Origin of the sequence: Natronorubrum halophilum (assembly GCF_003670115.1) — an archaeon.
Taxonomy (GTDB): Archaea; Halobacteriota; Halobacteria; order Halobacteriales; family Natrialbaceae; genus Natronorubrum; species Natronorubrum halophilum.
The window spans coordinates 101,342-120,918 of sequence record NZ_QQTY01000007.1 but is presented as its reverse complement, the minus strand read 5'-3'; the positions used below and the strand labels follow the sequence as shown (position 1 = coordinate 120,918).

Below are 19,577 nucleotides of genomic sequence, written 5' to 3'. Positions count from 1 at the left end.
GGGGATGCCTTTCTGAGCAAACACGGGGTCAGAATAAAAGGTTACTGGTAGATTGAGTTGTTTCGAAAACTAGTGTCATAAAATCAGTTTGCGACACTGTGTTCGGCGGCTGTACGGCTTGCCGATGGTCGAATCTGAACAGTGGAGACGGTTTACACAGTGTACAATGTGTTGCTTCGATAGTCGTCTTGCGCCCGGATGATCGAACGACACTCTTCAGTCGCCACTGACGGATGCTCCGTCTCGATCGCGCAACGACTGTGCGATCAGTGTGAGGCCCGTTTCGATCGGTACGGCACGAACCGGACGGTAATCGATTTCAGCCCACTGACTACCGGTGTGTCGAGTTCGGATGAATCGGTGCGGGAACTGCGTGGACGCCTCCACCCCACCCGGCTGCACCACGGTGTTCCGGTCTAGAGTTCACCCTGCTCTTTGAGGTCTTCGATGATGTCGTCGACGAAGGTTTCGGGATCGTCGTAGGGGAAGTCGCCACCGGACGTTTTCGTGTTCAGTTCCATTGCGGTCATGGAGAAGTCGCCGGATTCGAACTTCGTACCGGGTCCGTTGGGGAGCGCCGGAACGAGGTCCATCGGACTCGAAATCGGGTAGTCGGCTTCTCCGAACGCGTCGATCATCTGCTGACGGATTTCGGATTCATCTGCCATTGCGCTCTTCGGTTAGACACGATAAATAATAAATTTGTAGGTAGTTGCTACGGGCCGACTCGTTGCGTTTTCACCCCCGAATAGCCTGTTACAGGTACTAGCCGATCGTGTGAGACAATAATTCACACTCTTCGTCCGCGGAAACGGTTCTGTCTGGAAACCGACCGATCCGCGGCCGCCTGTTTAGACCGGGTTCCTCCCGTCCGTTCGGATCGGGTTTCTAGAGCCGTCGCATGAACTCCGGAAGAATCCCCCGCTCGCTCGAGTCGGCAGCGGTAGCCGGTTCGACACCGGGATGATCGAAGCCGGAGCCGTCGTCGGAGTTGCTGTCGGTAGCCGTTGCGTCGTCGAAGGACGCGGCGCCTGCGTCGTGACCCGTCGCCGCTGTCGGTTCACCGCCGTCGTTGGCTGTTGGTTCACCGCTATCGTTGGCTGTCGCGTCCCCCTCGGCTGGTGCTGCCGTAGCCGATTCAGTGTCGGCCCTCGTCGCGGCTGACACGGCGGTCGATTCGCCGGAATCGGCCGTCGGCGTCTCGGTTGACGTCCCCACGGTGGCCTCGGTTTCGACGACCGCCTCGAACGACGCCCGCGATTCGGGACCGAAGTAGTAGGGAACGTCGGGGCGGAGGTACTCGCGGAACTGATGGTTGCCGTACCCGGCGAGAACGAGTGCGGGGACGACCAGCGGTTCGACGCCGAACAGCGTGGGGCCGGCGGCCAGGATGACGAGAGCGACCGACAGCGGCGAGTACACGAAGTAGGCGAGGAGTCGAAACCAGTCTCCGACGTAGCCGTCGATGACGTAGGCGTACAGCCCGTACGTTCCGATAACGAGACCGAGGTCGCCGTACAGACCGACGAGCATCCCGACGTCACCGGCGACGAACGCGTGAATCTGTACGGCGAGCGCCCCGGTCAGGATGGTCACCCGGTTGACGTACGTCTCGTCGAGCGCCATCCCGAACACGAGCACCACGAGCTGGATCACCGGCGCTGCTAGCCACCAGGGGAGGGAACTGACGAGGAATCCGGGGGACGCGTCGATTGGGCTCACTCGTGTGAGCAAACCGGTCCCGGTTGCTTTAACGTTCGTTCCGTTTCGAGGCTCGATACGAGACTCGAGTGTCCGCTGATCGTCGAAATCGATACGGATTCAGGTCCTCGAGGGGCCCGAAAATATATGAGATATAACATTTATTCGAAACAATAATGAGTCAGTAGCGTGCACAGTGACGACATGGCGAAAGATACCGTCAGATATCCGGACGAGGTCGTCGGCGCGATCGATGAACTCGTCGACGACGGTATGTTCGAGAGCAAATCCGAGTTCTATCGCTTCTCCGCGGAGTACGTGCTCACGCTGATCAACACCGACCACGAGGTGAAGACGTTCAACTTCGACGAGATCAAGTCCGAACTCGATATCAACGAGCGAGATCACGCGTCGGTGGTCGGTGCTGACGGGGGGACCTTCTTCCTCGATGCCGTCATAACCATCCGCAAGCACGGTCTGCGCGGAGAGTACGAGGCCGCGGAACGCTTCATCGACACGCACTACGATTCGGCCGATCAGGAGTGCATCATTCTCGAGGAACTGCTCGGAACGTACCGCAACAAATCCGTCTAGGTCGTCTCGATCCAGACCGTCGCTACTGACCGTCTTCCTTACCGCACGTGAGTCCCGTCCCGAAGGGCTCGCCCAGCGCCTCGAGATCGACGTGCTTGCGAACCAGCGTCGCCGCCCGGTCGGACGGCGTCCGACCGGTTGCGTTTTGTCGCCCTGTCGCGGACTCCGTATCGGTAGCACCGGGTTCGTCGCCCGCCGTTCGATCGACTCCCGCTTTTGCAGCGACGTGTGCGAGAAACGCCGTTCGAACCGAGTCGTTATCGAACAGCCCGTGGAGATACGTCCCAAGAACCCGTCCGCGGGCGGCGCTCGAGTCGCCGAGCGGCCGGTCGACGTCCTCGAGCGCCCGCGTTCGACCGGCGTGGATCTCGTACCCTGCGGCGGGTCCCTCGGCACCCGCGAGCAGCGGCGTCGCGTCGCCGTCGACGGGGACCGTCGTCCGCTCGAGCCGTTTGGTCCCCTCGAATCGCGTCTCGACCGGTAACAATCCCAACCCCTCGAGAACGTCGTCGTCGCCGGTTCCCTCGAGCGAGGCGTTCGTGATCCGCTCGCCCAGCAGCTGGTAGCCGCCACAGACGCCGACGACCGGACCGCCGAACCCGGCGAGCGCGTCCCCGAAGCCGGCCTCGTGGAGCGCTCGCAGGTCGTCGACCGTGTTCTTCGTTCCCGGAAGGACGACCGCGTCTGCATCGGCCTCCTCGAGCGGGTCGGTAGCGGACGCGGTTTCGGTCTCGAGTGCACCCGTCTCGATCGGCACGAACGCGACCGAGACGCCCGGCTCGGCCGCGAGCGCCTCGAGATCCGTCGCGTTCGAAATCCGCGGCAGCCGGGGCACGGCGATCCGGATCCGTCGAGCCTCGGGAATACCGTCGTCGTCCCCGAGGACGCCGCCCTCGCCCGTTGCCGGGAGGCCGACGCTGTCTTCTTCGGGCAATCCGGGGTCGTCGTAGGGGAGCACGCCCACGATCGGGACGCCGGTCTCGGCTTCGATCTCCTCGATGCCCGGCTCGAGCAGCGTCGGGTCGCCCCGAAACTTGGTGATGACCGCCCCGACGAGGCGATCGCGCAACGAGTCGGGAAGCAACTCGATGGTGCCGTACAGGCTGGCGAAGGCTCCGCCGCGTTCGATATCGACCAGCAGGAGGATCTCGGCGTCGGCGAATCGGGGCGTCTCGACGTTCGCGAGGTCGCGCTCGTGGAGGTTGATCTCGGCGATGCTTCCCGCGCCTTCCGCGATGACGACGTCGTGATCGGCTGCGAGTCGCCGGTAAGATTCTTCGGCGGCCGCTCGAGCGTCCTCCCAGTACGCCTCGTAGTAGTCGCTCGCCGGGACGTGCTCGCGGGCTCGTCCCTGGAGGACGAGTTGGCTCTCCCCGTCGCCGCGGGGCTTGAGGAGCACCGGGTTGCAGTCCGTCGTCGGCGTCGTCCGGGCCGCACGCGCCTGGACGAACTGGGAGACGCCGATCTCTCCCCACCGATCAGTGATCGGTGCGTCGTCACCGTGGCGGCCTTCGGAACCGTCTCCGATGGCCTCGGGTCGCACGACGACTCGAGCGTTGTTACTCATGTTCTGTGCCTTGAACGGGGCGACCGAAACGCCTCGATCGGCGAGCAGCCGACAGAGTCCGGCGGCGACCGTCGACTTGCCGACGTGGCTTGCAGTCCCTGCGACGAGGAGCGTCCGTGTCATCCGCGTGGTGGCTAGTCACGCGGCTCGCAGTATCGTCCTATCGGTTCGTTCTCGCCGAACGCGACGGTCGTTCTCTCGCCCGCGCCGTGCGCTTCGGTCACGCTTCACCCACAACGTCTGTTTCGCTTCTCGTTGCTCGTCTCAGTCGCCCGCCTGATAGCGCTCCTCCCAGCGCGGCCCCGCACGGCTCGAGAGGACCACCCCGACCGCGCCGAATCCGACCCCCGCAACGGCGAGCGCGACGCTACCGGACGGCGGGACGACGACGAAGCCGGCGACCAGCGTCGGCACGAGAGCGACCCCGACGCCGACGGTGAACAGCGAAAACCGGACGGCGTCGAAGAGGAATTCGTTGGGATCGAAGCCGGCAATATAGACGGTGAGGCCGTAGTAGTACAGCCCGTACCCCGCGAGCAGGATCGCTCCGACCGCCGCGTCCGCGAGCGTCGCCTCGAACCAGTAGATCGCCGCCAGGTACGGCACCGCCACGGTCGGCGCGCCGACGAGGACGAACGCGATTCGTTTCGCTCGGAAGACGTCCTCGATGGAGACCGGATACGCGAGGTAGGCCTCGAGCGAGTCGAACTGCGTGAGCCAGTTGTAGGTCGTAAACGCCGTCAGGCCCAGGACGCCGCCGAAGAAGATTCCCGGGGCGGGGGCGATACCGGTGATCGTACCGACCACGTCGACGAGGGCGGCCACGAGGGCGAGCAGGATACCGGCCGAGACGAACGGCTTCCAGACGCTGCCCGAAGATCGCGCCAGATCGAGCAGCGTTTTCGAAACGAGCGCGTTGGTGGTGGCGCGCAACGGTAGCGCGCCGCTGAGTCTCGCGAATCGATCGCTCGCGGTCCGCGAGGGCCGTCCGTAGCTCGGATCGTACAGGGCGAGCGAGGCCGCGCCGACGAGGACGGTCCCGGCGGTCAACCCGACTGCCGCTCTCAGTGACCCATCGATCGGCACGAAGAGCGCCCGAAGTTCGCGGCTACGGCCCGTCGCCCACAGCCCGCCGATAGCCAGACCGACCGTCGCGGCGATCGCCCACGTCGGGACGCCGCGGGTCCGAAGCGCGATCACCGCGACGGTCAGGGTCATTCCAAACACGAACGCGAGCGAGAGCGAGAGCCAGAGCGCCCCCACGGCGAGCGGCGCTGTCGCCGAAAGCCCGCCGAGAGCCGCGTTACTGACCGCCATCGGCAGGACGAACGCGACCGCGTAGAACAGCGCGTCCTTCAGCAAAAACACCCCCAGTAACCGTCGCCGGGACAGCGGCAGCGTCGTCGACGTCGAGAGGACGAGCGAAAGCCGGCCGAACACGTTCTCGAGCATGTCGGAGCCCGCAAAACCGGCCGTTCCGCTGTAGAGGCCGAAGCCGAGCGCGAGGACGTGCAACCCGCCGACGATCGTTCTCGCCGCGGTTCCCGTTTCGAGGAGGGCGATGGTCGCGCTCACCGTGAGGAGGGCGATCACGAGCGGGAACAGTGCGAACCGCCAGCCGCCGAATAGCTGGGTGTGGAGCCGCCACTCTTCGCGAAGGAGGGTCGTAAACAACCACCGCGTTATCGATGCTGAGCGGCCGTCGCTTCCCGTCTCGACTCCCGTAGTCCCGGTCATCGTCCCGGCTCGACCTGTTCGAGCGACGGCGCGTCGCGAACGTCAGCGTCGTTGACGCGATCGAGAAACACCTCGAGAAGCGATCCGTCGGTTCCGTCGCCCTCGAGCGACCGTTCGGTTACGATCCGTCCGTCGGCGACGATTCCGACCCGCGTACAGATCTCCTCGGCGACGTCGATGTTGTGCGTCGAGACGAAGACGGCGTTGTCGCCGGCCGCGTACGACACGAGAAACTGCTTGACCTGTTCTTGGACCAGCGGGTCGAGATTCGCCAGCGGTTCGTCGATGAAGACCACGTCGGGTTCGTGGAGGAACGCCTGCGTGATCATCACTTTCTGCTGTTGGCCCCGCGAGAGGTCAGTGTGGAGCGTATCGAGTTTGCTCTCGAACCCCAGTCGGTCCGCCCAGAGCTCCGTTCGATCGGCTACTCGGTCCGGCTCGAGGTCCCGGACGCTCCCGACGAACTCGAAGTACTCCCGCGGGGTCAGAAAGCTCGGCGGCGAGCCCTGCTCCGGCAGAACGCCGACCCATCGTCGGGTTTCGATCGGCTCCGTCGTCGGATCGGTTTCGAGGACGCGAGCCGTCCCCGCGTCCGGTCGGATCTGGCCGGTTAGGACGCGAATCGTGGTCGTCTTGCCGGCCCCGTTCGGACCGAGAAACCCGTAGAGTTCTCCCCGCTCGACGCTGAAATCCATCCCGTCGACCGCGTCGATGTCGCCGTACGTCTTTCCCAACCCGTCCACCTGAATTGCACCCATTGGTTGTCGGAGTGTTCAAATTACTTGATATTAATTGTGCTGGCGGGGACGCGACCTCGGTACGGCGATACGAGCGCCGACGACACCATCCTTGTGAGCGGACGTACCGTCGCGTGAGGGAACTCTCGGCCGATCATCGAGATTGTACAATATTCACAAATCCTTTTATCAGTTCGTCCCGTCTCTCGAGGTGGTACGATGGCTAATTCGATGGCGGAACAACTCCAGCAGGATATGGAGTGCGAAGGGCTGTTGGAGTGTATCCACGGCCTCAAGCAACTCGACAAGGAGTGCTTTCGAGCACTGGTCGAAAGCGACGAACCCCTGACTATCGACGGGGTCGCCGAGCGGGTGGATCGCGAACGGTCGACGGCCTACCGATCGATCCAGCGCCTACTCCAGAGTGGATTCATTCAAAAGGAGCAGATCAACTACGATCAGGGCGGCTACTATCACGTCTACTACCCGACCGATTCGACCCAGGTCGCAAACGACATGCAGCGACTGTTGAACGACTGGTACGCGAAGATGGGACAGCTCATCCACGAGTTCGAGGACAAGTACGAGCGCGCCGACGACGGTGCGCCGGCGGCTGAGGGCTAGCGACGAACACCGATTCGGAGGGGCGCTCGAGGCCGATCGAACGCGATTCGACACTATTGAATCCCGCACACAATATCGAACGTAAACCTATCCGGAGTACGACGTCTAGCAGTTCTTCGATTACCTCTCTCCCGAGCCGCTTTTCAGTAACCGGCTGCTTTGAGTGCGATACGACGCACTGACCGATAGCAACCGTTCTCGAATCCGTCGAAACCGTAGCCGCGACCCCATCAGTATTGCGCAATTCATACAACATATTTAACCGCGCTCGGATCCTACGGACACGTGATGGCAACCGATACACATCGCGGATCATCGGAACAGTCGCTCGACGAACCGGTCCGTATCGACGGCACCGATCACCTCGAGGCCGTCGTCTCCGACCACGACGTCGTGCTCGTGGATTTCTACGCCGACTGGTGTGGCCCCTGCCAGATGCTCGAGCCGGTTCTCGACGGGTTGGCGAGCGAAACGGACGCCGTGATTGCGAAAGTAGACGTCGAGCAACACCAGCAACTCGCGGGTGCCTACGGCGTTCGCGGCGTTCCGACGCTCCTGCTCTTTGCGGACGGCGAGCAGGTCGAACAGCACACCGGCGCGCTGCCGGCGGACCGACTTCGCGATCTGATCGAGAGCTATACGAGCGAGTGAACGAGCGCCGCGGCCCGAGTGAATCGGTCTCCGGTGTCGGTCGTCGGTTCCGGTGTCGCTGCCTCTCGGCTGCGGTCTACGCCGCACGGGTCGATCTCGCGTTTCTCGTCGCTCAGAACTCCGTCCCCTGTCGCGCCCGCTGGCCGTCGTCGATCGGATGGGCCACCTTCCGGACGTTCGTGATCAGGTCGGCCCGATCCTCGAGATAGGCTGGCTCGGTGTGACTTCCCGAGAGCACGAGTTCGAGATCGTCCGGTTTCGAATCGATCAGGTCGCGGACGTCGTCCTCGTCGAGTAGACCGCGATCGGCGGCGTAGAGCACTTCGTCGAGAATCAGCATATGCATCCCCTCTTCCGGCGGGGCGTCGAGGTTGATCGGCTCGCCGAGGTCGGTTTCCGCCGCCGCTGCGAGTAACTCCTGGGCGCGCTCGAGACCGGCCCGCGCTTCCGTTTCGTGATCCGCTTCGTCGCTCCCGTCCGCCATGCCGTGCCAGCCGTAGTGGCCGAGATTCTCGTAGCTGATCCCCGGAAGGACCGCCATCGCGTTGTACTCGCCGCGGACCGCATCGACGCTCGAGGCTCCGCCTTTCATGAACTGGAGCACGTGCACGCGGTAGCCGTGGCCCGCGGCGCGAACGCCCATGCCGAGCGTCGCCGTCGTCTTTCCTTTGCCGTCGCCCCACCAGACCTGTACGAGACCGAACTCCTCGGGAGCGGACGGCTCGATCCGTTCGGCTTCGGGCGTTCGTCCCTGTCCTGGCGTGTTTTCGATCGTCGATTCCGACGGCTGATCGTCGCTCATACGGGAAGCCTCGGCCCGGCCCTACATGTAGTTAGGCACACTCCGCTCTCATCGTCCGGCGACGGAGCCGTCTCTTCGAGACGGTAGCGCCGACCAAACATGTCTTTACGCTTCGCTCCTAACGTGGTCCCATCCATATGCCACTCGAGTTCTCATCGTCCGGCGACAGGGCCGACCTCGAGCGCGTTATTACCGTGCTGGACGATGCTGACTGCCGGGGGATCATCTCGATTCTCGAGGAGCCAAAGACCGTTCCAGAGATCGCAGATGAGGCGGACCTCCCGCTCTCGACGACCTACCGAAAACTCGACCTGCTAACCGAGGCCGAACTCGCTAACGAAACCGTCGGCGTTCGCCAGGGCAGTCACCACAAATCGCGTTACGTTGCGGATTTCGACCGGATCGCGATCAGCCTCGACGACGACCGCGAGTTCCGCGTCGATATCGACCGCTCGACGAACCAATCTCTCGGTATCTGGTCGAACGCGACACGGGAGTTCTGAGCCGCTCTCGTGACCGCTCGCGCGGTCCGAGTTGAAACTGGTCTCGAGCCGATCGATTCACACACTCGCCAACAACGAGAGGCAGTTACCGTTTCGAACGGTCGAAAATCCGCGGTTAGGTGGCTTACTGCTCCGAGCCAGACTGGTCGCCGGAGTCGGAGTTCGGCGTGACGTTTGTCGTCGTCGTCGACGACTCCGTCTGCATGCCGATGTCCTGGCCCTCTTTGATCGCCTGGGCTTCCTGTTCCATCGCCTCGACGTCCATCTCCGTCTGCTCGATCTCGCCGATGATCTCGGCGATGTCGTCGAGACCGATCAGTTCGCGCGTCTCCTCGTCGAACTCGAGACTGTCGAGTTGCTGGCCGTCGACGCTGACATCGCTGCCCGAGAGGTGCTTGCCGTAGCGACCGACCATCGAGGTGAGCTCTTGTGGGAGGACGAACGTCGTCGAGTCGCTCCGGCCGATCTCGGCGAGGGTCTCCATCCCCTTGTCGATGACCGCCCGTTCGCCCATCGACTCGGCGGATTTTGCGCGCAGGACCGTCGAGATCGAGTCACCTTGCGCCTCCAGGATCTGGCTCTGCTTTTCACCCTGTGCGCGGATGATCTCGCTTTGCTTGTTGCCTTCCGCCCGCTCGACGGCGCTCCGGCGTTCCCCCTGCGCCTCGAGGATCATGGCGCGGCGTTTTCGTTCGGCGGAGGTCTGTTGTTCCATCGCTCCCGTGACGCCCTTCGACGGCGTCACCTCGCGAACCTCGACGCTCTCGACGCGGATCCCCCACTCGTCGGTGGGTTCGTCGAGTTCGGTTCGAATGCGCTCGTTGATCATCTCGCGCCGGCTCAGCGTGTCGTCGAGTTCCATGTCACCGATGACGGCACGCAGCGTCGTCTGGGCGAGGTTCGAGACCGCCCGCTGGTAGTTTTCGACCTCGAGGAACGCTCGCTTGGCGTCCATCACCCTGATGTAGACGACGGCGTCGGCCGTCACCGGCGAGTTGTCCCGCGTGATCGCTTCCTGTCGGGGAACGTCCAGGGTCTGCGTCCGCATGTCGAAGGTGTAGACCCGCGAGACGAACGGCGGGACGATGTTGAGCCCCGGCTCGAGCAGTTTGCGGTACTCGCCGAAGATGGTCAGTGCACCCCTGTTGTAGGCGTCGACGATCTCGACCATCTGCCAGACGGTGATGGCGACGAGGACGAGGACGACCACCCCGGCGGTCAGTAGCGGGTCGCCGACTTGCAGCGGTCCGAGTGCCAACACGTTCATTGCCCAATCAAAGGGGGCTGACGGAATAACGCTTGGCATTGGTACTCATGTTCACCCTCGGCCGACGAGAGCCGCGTCCGTGTCGGGCGCTTCCCGCCAACGGCATCGGTCGCGGTCCTCGGCGGCGAGATCGACGGTCGTCCCGGGTACGCGAACTCGCTGCACACCTTCTCGGAGCGACCGCGATTTGGCCGCGAACTCGCGGAGCGAACCGTCGCCCCCTCGATTACTGTTCTCGAGGGTTGTCGAGGTTCTGCATCTCGCCCGCGCAGTCCGGGCAGACCATCGGGTGGATCCCTTTTTCTCGGTGACCGCAGACCATACATTCGTACAGGTGTGGCGACATCTTTCGCTCGGTTCGCGTTTCTTCCATGGAACCCCTACGTCTGCATACGGAATAACCGCTCTGTACGGACTATCGGACGTTCACGCTGATCGCGTAGTGAGGGCTGGGAGGGATCTCCCAACCGCTCTTAGGTCGATCCGTTACGACTGACGAGATCCACATCCGTCGGACCCTGTCCGTCGAACTCGCGGACCAACGCGTCGAGTCTCGCCGGATCTGCTGCGTTCGGTAATTCGGTCTCAGCGGTGACTGACTCGGCGTTTACGCCGAGCCGGTCGCAAACGAGATCGGCCGTCGCCTCGGCCATCGCTCGGTAGGTCGTCAGTTTGCCACCGACGATACTGACGACGTTCTCGACGCCGTCGGAGTCGTGCGCCGACGAGGGGTCCGCGTGATCGAGCAGGTGGAACCCGCGAGAGATCCCGCGACCGCCGCGATCCGCTTCCTCGGGCGCGTACAGCGGTCGAACGCCCCACCACGTTCGGACCTGCTCGGCGTCTTCGACCGACGGCAACACCGTCGCACACTCGGCCGCCGTCCGCTCGATCTCCCAGTCGCTTCGCTCGTACTCGTCGGGATCGTCGACCGGAACGCTCGTGGTACCGAGGACGACCTCGTCGTCGTGTGGCACGATAATGTCGCCGTCGGCGGGGTCGCGACACCGGTTGAGTACCGGCTCGAGATCGCCGTACTCGACCGAAATCATGACGCCTCGAGTCGGCCGCATTTCGACGGTGACGCCCGCTATCGCGGCGACCTGGCCGGCGTGAGCGCCGGCCGCGTTCACGACGTACGAGGGCGCGATCGTTTCGTCAGCGTCGCCGCCGAGCGCGACGTCCGTGATCCGGCCGTTCTCGAGCGTCATCGACGTGACCGGCGCGTGCGGACGGATTCGAGCGCCGTGGTCGCGAGCGTCCGCTGCGTTCGCTGCGACCAGCCGCGACGGAAGCACGACGCCGTCGGGAACCCACATGGCTCGCTCGACGGCGTCCGCGAGACCGGGAACCGCAGCCCGAGCCGCGTCGCCGTCGAGTACCTCGACCGGAATCCCTATCTCCTCGCAGGCCGCGCGTTTCTCCGCGAAGTACGCCGGATCGTCCGCGCTCAACTGGACGAACAGGCCGCGGGTCTCCCGGACGCACTCGCCGGCGATATCGCGGAGGATTCGATTCTCCTCGAGGCACTCGAGCGCGCCCTCCGCATCGCTCTCGGCGTAGCGGGCACCGCTGTGGAGCAGGCCGTGTGAGCGGCCGGATGCGCCGGACGAGAGTCCGTCGCGTTCGACCAGCGTTACGTCCACGCCCCGTAGTGCGAGGTCCCTCGCGATTCCCGTCCCGGTCGCGCCGCCGCCGATAACGAGGACATCAGTTCGACGATCCATACTCGGATAACGGACCACGAACGGACGTACCTTTCACTGTGCGATTCGGCGATGGACGCTGCGCTGTCGAACCCGGGCCGCAAACGGCGGTCGGAACGCACGGGTCCTCGAGTAATTTCGGAGGCGACTTATTCGAAGAAGAGCGAAAGCCGAAGATCGGATATAGAATCTGAGGTTGACGTATTCATTGTGTCGTCGTTGCGGATCCACACAGGGATATGGTGTCACAGGACACAATGGTTACCTTACGGATGGGTTCATCAGGGTCGGTTCGAATATCATTACCACCTCATGCACGAGTACTCTCTGTCCAATAATAAAGCTTATCGAGCAGTCAATAACCATGCATGGTGGAGATAAGTGTTCAAACGCTCTAAAATATATTGAATATAGGGTTAAACGGCCAATACCTGGCCTTGCCGGGCTGTTTTCGTGATCGTTTTCCGTTTCGCGATTCCGTTGCCGTTCGGGTCTCTCTCGAGAAACCTTGCTCTCGTAGTATTCGGGCCTTCTCCGATACGGATCTGGCCGAAACGTACGAGTTTGACCGGAAACGGGTTCAAGAACGCGGGAACGGCCGTTCTCAGCGGTCTGCGTATCGACCGGCAGGGAGGGGACGGTCGGGTTCGGCGAACGTACTCCCCGTAAGTATCGCTCCGGTCGGATTCGCCGCCGTCGCCCGAGACGAACGGTTGCGATACCCTGCTCGCTTACGGCGATGTCGTCTCGCTTCCTGCGGTCGTCGTGAACTTCTCGCGGACTTTCTCGACTTTCGGCGCTGCGTGCATCGAACAGTAGGCGTCGTTGGGATTCTTCTCGAAGTAGTTCTGGTGTTTCTCTTCGGCCTCGTAGAACGTCTCGAGCGGTTCGATCTCGGTGACGATCCCCTCGTAGAGGCCTTCGTCCTCGAGCGCCGCGGCGAACGCCTCGGCGGTCTCGAGTTGGTCGTCGTCGTGGGCGTAGATCGCCGAGCGGTACTGGGAACCCACGTCCGGTCCTTCGCGGTTCAGGGTCGTCGGGTCGTGGATCGTAAAGAACACCTCGAGCAGATCTTCGTAGGCGATTTCGTCCGGATCGTACTCGATCTGGACGACCTCCGCGTGGCCGGTCCGACCGGAACAGACCTCCCGATACGTCGGGTTCTCGGTGTGGCCACCGGCGTAGCCGGAGGTCACCGATTCGACGCCCTCGAGTTGCTCCATCGCCGCCTCGACGCACCAGAAACAGCCGCCGCCGAACGTCGCTCGTTTCATAGTCGCGTGTAGGGTTCGCTCGAGGAAAGGTGTGACGGGTGCTCGTCCGCTCTGGATGTGCGAAAGGATTTCATGCCGGCCGATGAACCCCGGCCCATGTCGTGGAAAACCGTACGACTCGACTGGGACGAAGACGTTGCAACGCTGACGGTCGATCGCCCGGACGCGCTCAACGCCTTGAACGTGGCGACGCTTGAGGCGATGGGCGAGGCGATCACCGAAGCCGCGGACGAGGACGCCCGCGCGCTCGTCGTGACGGGTGCCGGCGACGACGCGTTCATCGCTGGCGCGGACATCGCGTACATGCAGGACCTCTCGACGACGGAGGGCCAGGAGTGGGGCGAACTCGGGCACGACGTCGCCGACGCGCTCGAGGCGTTCCCCGCGCCGACGATTGCCGCGGTCAACGGCTACGCGTTCGGCGGGGGCTGCGAGATGGCGATCGCCTGCGACCTGCGCGTCGCCGCCGAGTCGGCCGTCATCGGCAACACGGAGATCGATCTGGGAATCATCCCCGGCTGGGGGGCCACCCAGCGCCTGCCGGAACTCGTCGGCGACGAAACCGCCCGACGGATGATCTTCCTCGGCGAACGCCTCGATGCCGAGTCGGCCGCTCAGGCGGGGCTGTTCGGGGAGGTCGTTTCGGACGAAGACCTCGAGGACGCCGTTTCCGAACTGGCGTCACGGATCGCGGAGAAACCGGCCGTCGCGATGCGGGCCGCCAAGCAGGCGCTTAACCAGCGCTCCGAGGGCTCGCAGACGAGCGGTCTCGCATACGAACAGCGCGCGTTCGCGAGCCTGTTCGGCACGCCGGATCAGCGGGAGGGAATGTCGGCGTTCGTCGAGGGCCGCGAACCGGAGTTCGAGTGAGTAATCGGCGCGAGCGCGACCGATCGGCGTTCAGCTACACCCACGGGGAGCGGTCAGTCCGTTTTGCCGTGGCCACGCTTTCCAGTGGGCCAGTGCCAGCCGCTACGGTCGAATCCGACGGCTTGCCCGTCGCGCGTCGGATCGGCTGCGCCGGTCAGTTCGTCGTCGATGTCGATCACCTGCACGTTTCCGATGTCGCCGTCGGATTCGTCCCTCCAGACCTGTCCGAACGCCTCGGTCGCCTCGCGGGCGCTCGCCGGCACGCCGTCTTCCCACGTGATCGGCGGGCATTCGGTGGTGAAGACGATCGGTTCAGTGAGCGCCTCAAGGGGGTCGAGCCCGTAGACGTAGCGGTGGAGGATCGTCTGGGCGACCGAAGTGATGATCGTCCAGCCGCCGGGCGATCCGACGGTGAACTCGGGGACGCCGTCGCGCATGACGATGGTCGGACTCATGCTACTCAGCGGCCGTTTCCACGGTTCGACTTTGTTCGGTCCGTCGGGAACGGCGTTAAAGTCCGTCAGTTCGTTGTTGAGCATGAATCCCCGGCCGGGCACCATCATCCCCGAACCCATGAACTGCTCGATCGTCGAGGTGTATGAGACGGCGTTGCCGTCACCGTCGACGACGGAGAAGTGCGACGTCGACCCGTACTTCGTGTCGGGTGAGGTGGTCGCCTGCGGCGCGTCGACACCCGGAGGCACGCCGGCTTCGACGCACTCGCCGCCCTCGTAGTCCGCGAGCGTCTCTCCGACCTGTATCCGTTCGGCGCGTGCCGCGAGATACTCGTCGTCGAGGAGACCGTCGATCGGAACGTCCGCGAACTCGGGATCGCCCATGTACTCGTTCCGGTCGGCCCAGGCCAGACTCGTCGCCTCGGCGATTAGATGGTACTTCTCCGGCGATCGGAGGTCGTACTGTCCGATATCGAGGGACTCGAGCAGCTTGAGGATGTAGATCACGGTACTCGGCCCCGAACTCGGCAGCGGTTGGCCGACGATCTCGAGGTCGTTCCACTCGGCGCGGACCGGTTCGTCCAGCGTAACGTCGTAGTCGGAGAGGTCGTCGGCGGTCATGCTGCCGCCAGCGGCTTGGACCGTCGCCACGAGGTCGTCTGCGATGGGACCCTCGTAGAAGGCGTCGGCGCCCCACCACTTGATCCACTCGAGCGTGTCGGCCAGATCGGTATTGACGTGTGTATCGCCTTCGGTGAGCGGATTTCCGTCCTCGTCCGAGTACGCCTCTTTCGCCGCCTCGTTGAACTTCTCCCAGTTCTCCGCGATCTGTTCCGCGAAGACCCTGTCCACGGGAAACCCGTCTCGAGCGAGGTCGATCGCGGGTCGTATCAACCGCTGGCGCGGCCGCGATCCGTGCAGGTCTCGGGCCGTCTCTAATCCCATCACGGTACCGGGAACGCCGACGGCCTCGCCCATTTGAATTCGCTCGCTGAAGGGAATCGGATCGCCATCTTCGTCGAGGAACATGTCCTCGGTCGCACCGTGGGGGGCGCGCTCCCGGCTGTTGACGACGGAGACCTCGTCCGCGTCCGCGTCGTAAATGACCATGAAGCCGCCGCCGCCGATGCCCGACCCGTGTGGCTGGGTCACCGTCAGCACGTACTGGAGCGCGATGGCGGCGTCGACGGCGTTCCCGCCCTCGCGCAGGACGGTCGCGGCGACGCCGGAGGCGATCGGGTCGACGCTCGAGACCATTCCGTCAGCCGCGGTTACCTGTTGGCCACACGTAAACTGGCGCTTGTCACAGCTGAATCCGGGGATGCCGGTGGCCTTCTGAATGTCGTCCGGTGCGCCTGCTCCCGTGCCGGCAGTCGCGCCGATGCCGAACGCTCCGGCGGTCGCCCCGAGCGCGCCCAGGAACGCTCGGCGCTCGAGTCGTGACGTCTCACTGCGGCGAACGGATCGTTTTTCGGTTGCCTTCGGATCGGATTGTCGTGTCATCGTCGGAACCTTCGTACAAATTCCCAACGCAATCGATAAAAATAGCTTACGAAGATCTACAAAATCTAATAATCATCCTTCCATATTTGAAAAGCCGTATCAGTGTCACCTTTTCGTCTCGTACGCGTGTTCGTACACGCCGCTGCCCGGGTCATCGTTCGAACTGAACCCGCTCGCAGATACAGTACTCACACCGAAACCGATTCTAGCGGTCGTCGACGCTCCAGACCAACAGGACGCCGTCGTCGAGTCGCTCGACGCTCTCGAGGCTCAACAGCGGAAAATCCGCGACGAACCCGTCGCCGTCGGCTAGCGTGGGCGCGTCGCGGCCGCCGATTATTTTCGCACCGACGTACACGCTGAGTTCGTCGACCAACCCGGCCTCGAACAGCGAGAAGATGAGCTCCCCGCCGCCCTCGACCATGATCCGTTCGAGCCCCTGCTGTTGTAATGCGGCGAACGCCCGTAACAGATCGACCCGCTCGTCGCCCGCTGTGAGGAGTTCCGCGTGGGCGGCGAGATCCATTCGTCGATCGACCGGGGCACCGTCGCTCAGACAGACGTACGTCGTCGCCGCGTCGTCGAGAATCGCGGCGTCTTCCGGCGTTCGTGCGTTCGAATCGACGACGACGCGGGCGGGTTGTTTCGACTCACCCCGCTCGAGGCGCCGTTCGCACAACGTTTCGTCCTTGACGGTGAGGCGAGGATCGTCCGCGAGAACGGTACCGACGCCGACGACGACGGCGTCGCTGTCGGCTCGGAGCCGGTCGACGCGAGCGAAATCCGCCTCGCCGCTGATCGCGATCTGCTCGCGACGGCGCGAGGAGAGTTTGCCGTCCGCGCTCATGGCGGCGTTGACGACGATGTGCATACCCGTGGCTGCGTGGCCGACCCTAAAGAAGACTCCGTGTACCGATTACTGCACTTCGATGCTGCCGCTCATCGTTCCTTGATGGGGTTCACAGATATACGTCGACATCTCGCTCGTCACTTCGTCGATCTCGAGCGTCTGCGTCTCCCCTTCCTGGTCCATGATCTCGGTCTCGTAGTCGTCGACGACTTCGTCGTTGTCGTCTAGAATTTGGATGTTGTGACCTTCCCCGTCGAGGTTCTCCCACGTAATCTCGTACGACTCTCCTTCCTGAAGGGTGAGCGTCGGGTTTTCCTGGTCGGCGATCTGATCCGGCGCGACACCCTGCCAGGCTTGTACTTCCCCGCCGAGTTCGATCTCGCCAGGCTCGAGCGCTTCGCCGCCTCCGCTGCTTTCGTTCCCACTTTCATTCCCGCTTTCATTTCCGCTCTCGTCTCCACCGTTTCCTCCCGATCCGCCGTCGCCACAACCGGCTAGAACTGCCGGGAGGGCTGCGGCACCGGTTAACTTGAGGATTCGCCGTCGGCTCTGTGAATTGTCCAGTGGCATGTTGCGTAGTGGTCATATCGGTCCAGCTTGCATAACCTGCATCCTGGCACTCTCATGGCCGAAAAAATCGATATTCAGCTACAACCAACATAGTTGGGCACATCAACATCAAATTCTAGATGGCTCGCTGCGACGCTCGCCGTGAACCCACGGAGAAGGAATCGTCCGAATCGTCGTCGGTGCTCGTTCGGATCTCGAACGATGGCTCTCGAAACGTGGCCCGACTGTGTGCCGTCAGCGCCGTGCAACGACCGCGAACGTCTCGGGCCGGGCCCGAACCTCGGCGATCGAAAACCCCGCCGTCTCGAGTTGCGAAACGACGGTCTCGGTGCCGAACCGTTCGTCCAACGGCGGCCCGTCATCGCCGGAGCCGCCGGCGGACCAGTCGACCGTGACGAGTCGGCCGTCCGGCCGGAGGACTCGAGCGAGCTCCGCCAGCGCCTCGTCGTCGGCGTATTCGTGGTGGGTCATCACCGAGAACGCCCCGTCGAGACGATCGTCGTCGAACGGGAGCGAGGAAACGTTCGCCGTCACCAGTTCGACGGTTTCGGGAACGCCCTTCTCCCGGTGTAACTCGTGCATCTCCGGTTGCACGTCGACGGCGTACAGCGTCTCGACGAACGGGGCGACGTCCGCCGCGTAAAACCCGGTTCCGGAGCCCAGATCAGCGACGACCGCACCCGGCTCCGGATCGAGTTGCTCGAGGAGTTCCTCTCGGGAGCAAAAGCGATAGCGCGACGGATCCTCGAGCGCGTCGGCGCGATCAACCGGGAACGTGTGAAATCCCATACCGTCGATTCGCGCGAGCGGCGCAAGTATCTATGCACGCGTCCCTTTTTGCTGCGAGGTCACCCTCGCGAGTGCCGTACGGCTCGACCGCGGGCTACCGCCGCCCTGTACTCCGGTCGATCCGTTGCGCCGCTCTCAAACGGCGAGTCCGACATCGACCACGACCATGATGATGAAGCCGGCGACGAACGTGAGCGTGGCGATGTCGGCGTAACCGTGGCCGTGGCTGGCCGGAATCAGCTCCCGGAAGATGACGGCGATCATCGTCCCGGCGGCGAACCCTGCGGCCAGGGGAAAGAGCCCGGTGACGACGGCGACGAGCGCGAAGCCGAACGCCGCAGCGATCGGTTCCGGAATCGCACCGGAGAGCGTCGTGTACAGCACCGTCTTCGCCTTGGAGAGTCCCGTTCGGCTCGCCGGAATCGCCATGGCGAACCCGTCCGGAACGTTCTGGATCGCGATGGCGATTGCGAGGGCGATGCCGACGCCCTCGAGACCACCCGCGAACGCGATACCGATCGCCAGCCCCTCCGGAACGTTGTGGATGGTGATCGCGCTTCCGACGAGCATCGCCTGACGGCTGTTTTCGCTGCTCCCGCCGCTGTCGCCACCGTCGCCGCCGTTTTCGCCGCTGTGCTCGAGTGCCGATCTGACTTTGCGAGCGCCGACGACGGCCTCCGCCGACGTCGACTGTGGATAAGAACGGTCGGCTTCGTCCGAAATGAGCAGGTGTACGTGAGGGACGAGCCGGTTCGCAACGAGTAGAAACACGCTACCCAGCAAGATCCCCAGCACGACCTCCCACAGCGAGCCGAGTTCGAGTCCCGGAACGACGAGGGCGAAAACGGCCGCTCCGAACATGATGCCGGCCGCGAGCCCGAGCGCGGCATCGTAAAATCGGTGGCTGATGCGGTCCGTAACGAACACCGGCAGCGCGCCGAGTCCGGTCGCTGCGCCCGCGAGAAACGCGACGACGACGACGTCACTGAGCGAGGCCACAACTACTAACACCGTTTTCGCGCGCGTAAACCCTTCTGGTGGCTCTCAGTACCCGAATTTCTGGCGGTGCCCAGTACTCGAGTCGCCGTGGGTCGTCGCTCGAACTCAGTAGGATCCGATAGACGGGATAGCCCATCAGCGCGAACGTGGCGACGGTTTCGGCGAACCGGAGGGCGGCGGACGGCGCTCGAGTGCGGATCCCGACGACCACGAGTCCGCCGAGGATCGCGACGACGAACCCAACTCACCCAAAACTACACCGACCGTTCCGTACGCTCGCGTTCGCCGCAGCGAAATGAACTACTGTGCCGACCCCGATTGGGTTTTCTACTCGGATCCCCGATTGGACCTCCTACTCGGACCCCCCGACCGGGCCTC

Annotated in this window: 20 protein-coding genes; 5 read left to right on the top strand and 15 right to left on the bottom strand. The window is 63.6% G+C overall.

Annotation, left to right across the window (positions count from 1 at the left end):
* Window positions 1-416 precede the first annotated feature (416 nt).
* On the bottom strand, window positions 417-668 hold the full coding sequence (locus DWB23_RS22570; RefSeq protein ID WP_121745025.1) for an MTH865 family protein: 252 nt from the start codon (window positions 666-668) through the stop codon (window positions 417-419).
* Between the two features lie 220 nt (window positions 669-888).
* Entirely contained in the window at window positions 889-1,722 is an 834-nt protein-coding gene (locus DWB23_RS22565; RefSeq protein WP_238717559.1) for a hypothetical protein, read from the bottom strand.
* A gap of 183 nt (window positions 1,723-1,905) precedes the next feature.
* On the opposite strand from DWB23_RS22565, the gene DWB23_RS22560 reads away from it, so the two are divergent.
* Window positions 1,906-2,295 carry a CopG family transcriptional regulator gene (locus DWB23_RS22560; protein WP_121745024.1) on the top strand — a complete coding sequence of 130 codons (390 nt, stop codon included), beginning with the start codon at window positions 1,906-1,908 and terminating at the stop codon, window positions 2,293-2,295.
* Between the two features lie 22 nt (window positions 2,296-2,317).
* Here DWB23_RS22560 and DWB23_RS22555 read toward each other — a convergent pair whose 3' ends face one another.
* The 3 genes from DWB23_RS22555 to DWB23_RS22545 all read right to left on the bottom strand — a co-directional run bounded on the left by DWB23_RS22555 (window position 2,318) and on the right by DWB23_RS22545 (window position 6,357).
* Window positions 2,318-3,985 carry a cobyric acid synthase gene (locus DWB23_RS22555; RefSeq protein ID WP_121745023.1) on the bottom strand — a complete coding sequence of 556 codons (1,668 nt, stop codon included), beginning with the start codon at window positions 3,983-3,985 and terminating at the stop codon, window positions 2,318-2,320.
* Between the two features lie 141 nt (window positions 3,986-4,126).
* Window positions 4,127-5,599 carry a hypothetical protein gene (locus DWB23_RS22550; RefSeq protein ID WP_238717558.1) on the bottom strand — a complete coding sequence of 491 codons (1,473 nt, stop codon included), beginning with the start codon at window positions 5,597-5,599 and terminating at the stop codon, window positions 4,127-4,129.
* Window positions 5,596-6,357, bottom strand: coding sequence for an ABC transporter ATP-binding protein (locus DWB23_RS22545; RefSeq protein WP_121745022.1), 762 nt, complete (start codon window positions 6,355-6,357; stop codon window positions 5,596-5,598). The genes DWB23_RS22550 and DWB23_RS22545 overlap by 4 nt, the downstream gene beginning before the upstream one ends.
* A gap of 198 nt (window positions 6,358-6,555) precedes the next feature.
* On the opposite strand from DWB23_RS22545, the gene DWB23_RS22540 reads away from it, so the two are divergent.
* Window positions 6,556-6,960: a helix-turn-helix domain-containing protein gene (locus DWB23_RS22540; protein ID WP_121745021.1), complete on the top strand. Its 405-nt coding sequence runs from the start codon at window positions 6,556-6,558 to the stop codon at window positions 6,958-6,960.
* Between the two features lie 288 nt (window positions 6,961-7,248).
* Complete coding sequence (gene trxA, locus DWB23_RS22535; protein ID WP_121745020.1) at window positions 7,249-7,611, top strand: thioredoxin; 363 nt, start codon at window positions 7,249-7,251, stop codon at window positions 7,609-7,611.
* A gap of 112 nt (window positions 7,612-7,723) precedes the next feature.
* Here trxA and DWB23_RS22530 read toward each other — a convergent pair whose 3' ends face one another.
* Complete coding sequence (locus DWB23_RS22530; RefSeq protein ID WP_121745019.1) at window positions 7,724-8,413, bottom strand: cob(I)yrinic acid a,c-diamide adenosyltransferase; 690 nt, start codon at window positions 8,411-8,413, stop codon at window positions 7,724-7,726.
* 137 nt (window positions 8,414-8,550) lie between these two features.
* On the opposite strand from DWB23_RS22530, the gene DWB23_RS22525 reads away from it, so the two are divergent.
* Window positions 8,551-8,916 carry a winged helix-turn-helix domain-containing protein gene (locus DWB23_RS22525; protein ID WP_121745018.1) on the top strand — a complete coding sequence of 122 codons (366 nt, stop codon included), beginning with the start codon at window positions 8,551-8,553 and terminating at the stop codon, window positions 8,914-8,916.
* A gap of 124 nt (window positions 8,917-9,040) precedes the next feature.
* Here the strand turns inward: DWB23_RS22525 and DWB23_RS22520 are convergent, their stop codons facing one another.
* The 4 genes from DWB23_RS22520 to msrA all read right to left on the bottom strand — a co-directional run bounded on the left by DWB23_RS22520 (window position 9,041) and on the right by msrA (window position 13,163).
* On the bottom strand, window positions 9,041-10,183 hold the full coding sequence (locus DWB23_RS22520; RefSeq protein ID WP_121745017.1) for an SPFH domain-containing protein: 1,143 nt from the start codon (window positions 10,181-10,183) through the stop codon (window positions 9,041-9,043).
* Window positions 10,184-10,409: 226 nt separating this feature from the next.
* Entirely contained in the window at window positions 10,410-10,556 is a 147-nt protein-coding gene (locus tag DWB23_RS22515; RefSeq protein ID WP_121745016.1) for a rubrerythrin-like domain-containing protein, read from the bottom strand.
* A 100-nt stretch (window positions 10,557-10,656) separates the two neighbouring features.
* Complete coding sequence (locus DWB23_RS22510; protein WP_121745015.1) at window positions 10,657-11,910, bottom strand: FAD-dependent oxidoreductase; 1,254 nt, start codon at window positions 11,908-11,910, stop codon at window positions 10,657-10,659.
* Between the two features lie 710 nt (window positions 11,911-12,620).
* Entirely contained in the window at window positions 12,621-13,163 is a 543-nt protein-coding gene (gene msrA / locus DWB23_RS22505; RefSeq protein WP_121745014.1) for a peptide-methionine (S)-S-oxide reductase MsrA, read from the bottom strand.
* Between the two features lie 96 nt (window positions 13,164-13,259).
* On the opposite strand from msrA, the gene DWB23_RS22500 reads away from it, so the two are divergent.
* Window positions 13,260-14,033 (top strand): enoyl-CoA hydratase/isomerase family protein, encoded by a 774-nt coding sequence (locus DWB23_RS22500; RefSeq protein WP_121745013.1) that lies wholly within the window; start codon window positions 13,260-13,262, stop codon window positions 14,031-14,033.
* Between the two features lie 53 nt (window positions 14,034-14,086).
* On the opposite strand, the gene ggt is transcribed toward DWB23_RS22500, so the two are convergent.
* From ggt to DWB23_RS22475, 5 genes are all read right to left on the bottom strand, one after another.
* Entirely contained in the window at window positions 14,087-15,991 is a 1,905-nt protein-coding gene (ggt, locus tag DWB23_RS22495) for a gamma-glutamyltransferase (RefSeq protein ID WP_121745012.1), read from the bottom strand.
* Between the two features lie 205 nt (window positions 15,992-16,196).
* On the bottom strand, window positions 16,197-16,862 hold the full coding sequence (locus tag DWB23_RS22490; protein WP_121745011.1) for a 2,5-diamino-6-(ribosylamino)-4(3H)-pyrimidinone 5'-phosphate reductase: 666 nt from the start codon (window positions 16,860-16,862) through the stop codon (window positions 16,197-16,199).
* Window positions 16,863-16,907: 45 nt separating this feature from the next.
* Window positions 16,908-17,411 (bottom strand): cupredoxin domain-containing protein, encoded by a 504-nt coding sequence (locus DWB23_RS22485; protein ID WP_121745010.1) that lies wholly within the window; start codon window positions 17,409-17,411, stop codon window positions 16,908-16,910.
* Window positions 17,412-17,645: 234 nt separating this feature from the next.
* Window positions 17,646-18,200 carry a class I SAM-dependent methyltransferase gene (locus tag DWB23_RS22480; protein ID WP_121745009.1) on the bottom strand — a complete coding sequence of 185 codons (555 nt, stop codon included), beginning with the start codon at window positions 18,198-18,200 and terminating at the stop codon, window positions 17,646-17,648.
* Between the two features lie 135 nt (window positions 18,201-18,335).
* Window positions 18,336-19,199: a ZIP family metal transporter gene (locus tag DWB23_RS22475; protein ID WP_121745008.1), complete on the bottom strand. Its 864-nt coding sequence runs from the start codon at window positions 19,197-19,199 to the stop codon at window positions 18,336-18,338.
* Window positions 19,200-19,577 lie beyond the last annotated feature (378 nt).

Excerpts from the sequence above, each read along its gene's own strand:
- DWB23_RS22570 (WP_121745025.1), bottom strand. The coding sequence starts at position 668 with ATGGCAGATGAATCCGAAATCCGTCAGCAGATGATCGACGCGTTCGGA.
- DWB23_RS22560 (WP_121745024.1), top strand. The coding sequence starts at position 1,906 with ATGGCGAAAGATACCGTCAGATATCCGGACGAGGTCGTCGGCGCGATC.
- DWB23_RS22555 (WP_121745023.1), bottom strand. The coding sequence starts at position 3,985 with ATGACACGGACGCTCCTCGTCGCAGGGACTGCAAGCCACGTCGGCAAG.
- DWB23_RS22550 (WP_238717558.1), bottom strand. The coding sequence starts at position 5,599 with ATGACCGGGACTACGGGAGTCGAGACGGGAAGCGACGGCCGCTCAGCA.
- DWB23_RS22545 (WP_121745022.1), bottom strand. The coding sequence starts at position 6,357 with ATGGGTGCAATTCAGGTGGACGGGTTGGGAAAGACGTACGGCGACATC.
- DWB23_RS22540 (WP_121745021.1), top strand. The coding sequence starts at position 6,556 with ATGGCTAATTCGATGGCGGAACAACTCCAGCAGGATATGGAGTGCGAA.
- trxA (WP_121745020.1), top strand. The coding sequence starts at position 7,249 with ATGGCAACCGATACACATCGCGGATCATCGGAACAGTCGCTCGACGAA.
- DWB23_RS22530 (WP_121745019.1), bottom strand. The coding sequence starts at position 8,413 with ATGAGCGACGATCAGCCGTCGGAATCGACGATCGAAAACACGCCAGGA.
- DWB23_RS22525 (WP_121745018.1), top strand. The coding sequence starts at position 8,551 with ATGCCACTCGAGTTCTCATCGTCCGGCGACAGGGCCGACCTCGAGCGC.
- DWB23_RS22520 (WP_121745017.1), bottom strand. The coding sequence starts at position 10,183 with ATGAACGTGTTGGCACTCGGACCGCTGCAAGTCGGCGACCCGCTACTG.
- DWB23_RS22515 (WP_121745016.1), bottom strand. The coding sequence starts at position 10,556 with ATGGAAGAAACGCGAACCGAGCGAAAGATGTCGCCACACCTGTACGAA.
- DWB23_RS22510 (WP_121745015.1), bottom strand. The coding sequence starts at position 11,910 with ATGGATCGTCGAACTGATGTCCTCGTTATCGGCGGCGGCGCGACCGGG.
- msrA (WP_121745014.1), bottom strand. The coding sequence starts at position 13,163 with ATGAAACGAGCGACGTTCGGCGGCGGCTGTTTCTGGTGCGTCGAGGCG.
- DWB23_RS22500 (WP_121745013.1), top strand. The coding sequence starts at position 13,260 with ATGTCGTGGAAAACCGTACGACTCGACTGGGACGAAGACGTTGCAACG.
- ggt (WP_121745012.1), bottom strand. The coding sequence starts at position 15,991 with ATGACACGACAATCCGATCCGAAGGCAACCGAAAAACGATCCGTTCGC.
- DWB23_RS22490 (WP_121745011.1), bottom strand. The coding sequence starts at position 16,862 with ATGCACATCGTCGTCAACGCCGCCATGAGCGCGGACGGCAAACTCTCC.
- DWB23_RS22485 (WP_121745010.1), bottom strand. The coding sequence starts at position 17,411 with ATGCCACTGGACAATTCACAGAGCCGACGGCGAATCCTCAAGTTAACC.
- DWB23_RS22480 (WP_121745009.1), bottom strand. The coding sequence starts at position 18,200 with ATGGGATTTCACACGTTCCCGGTTGATCGCGCCGACGCGCTCGAGGAT.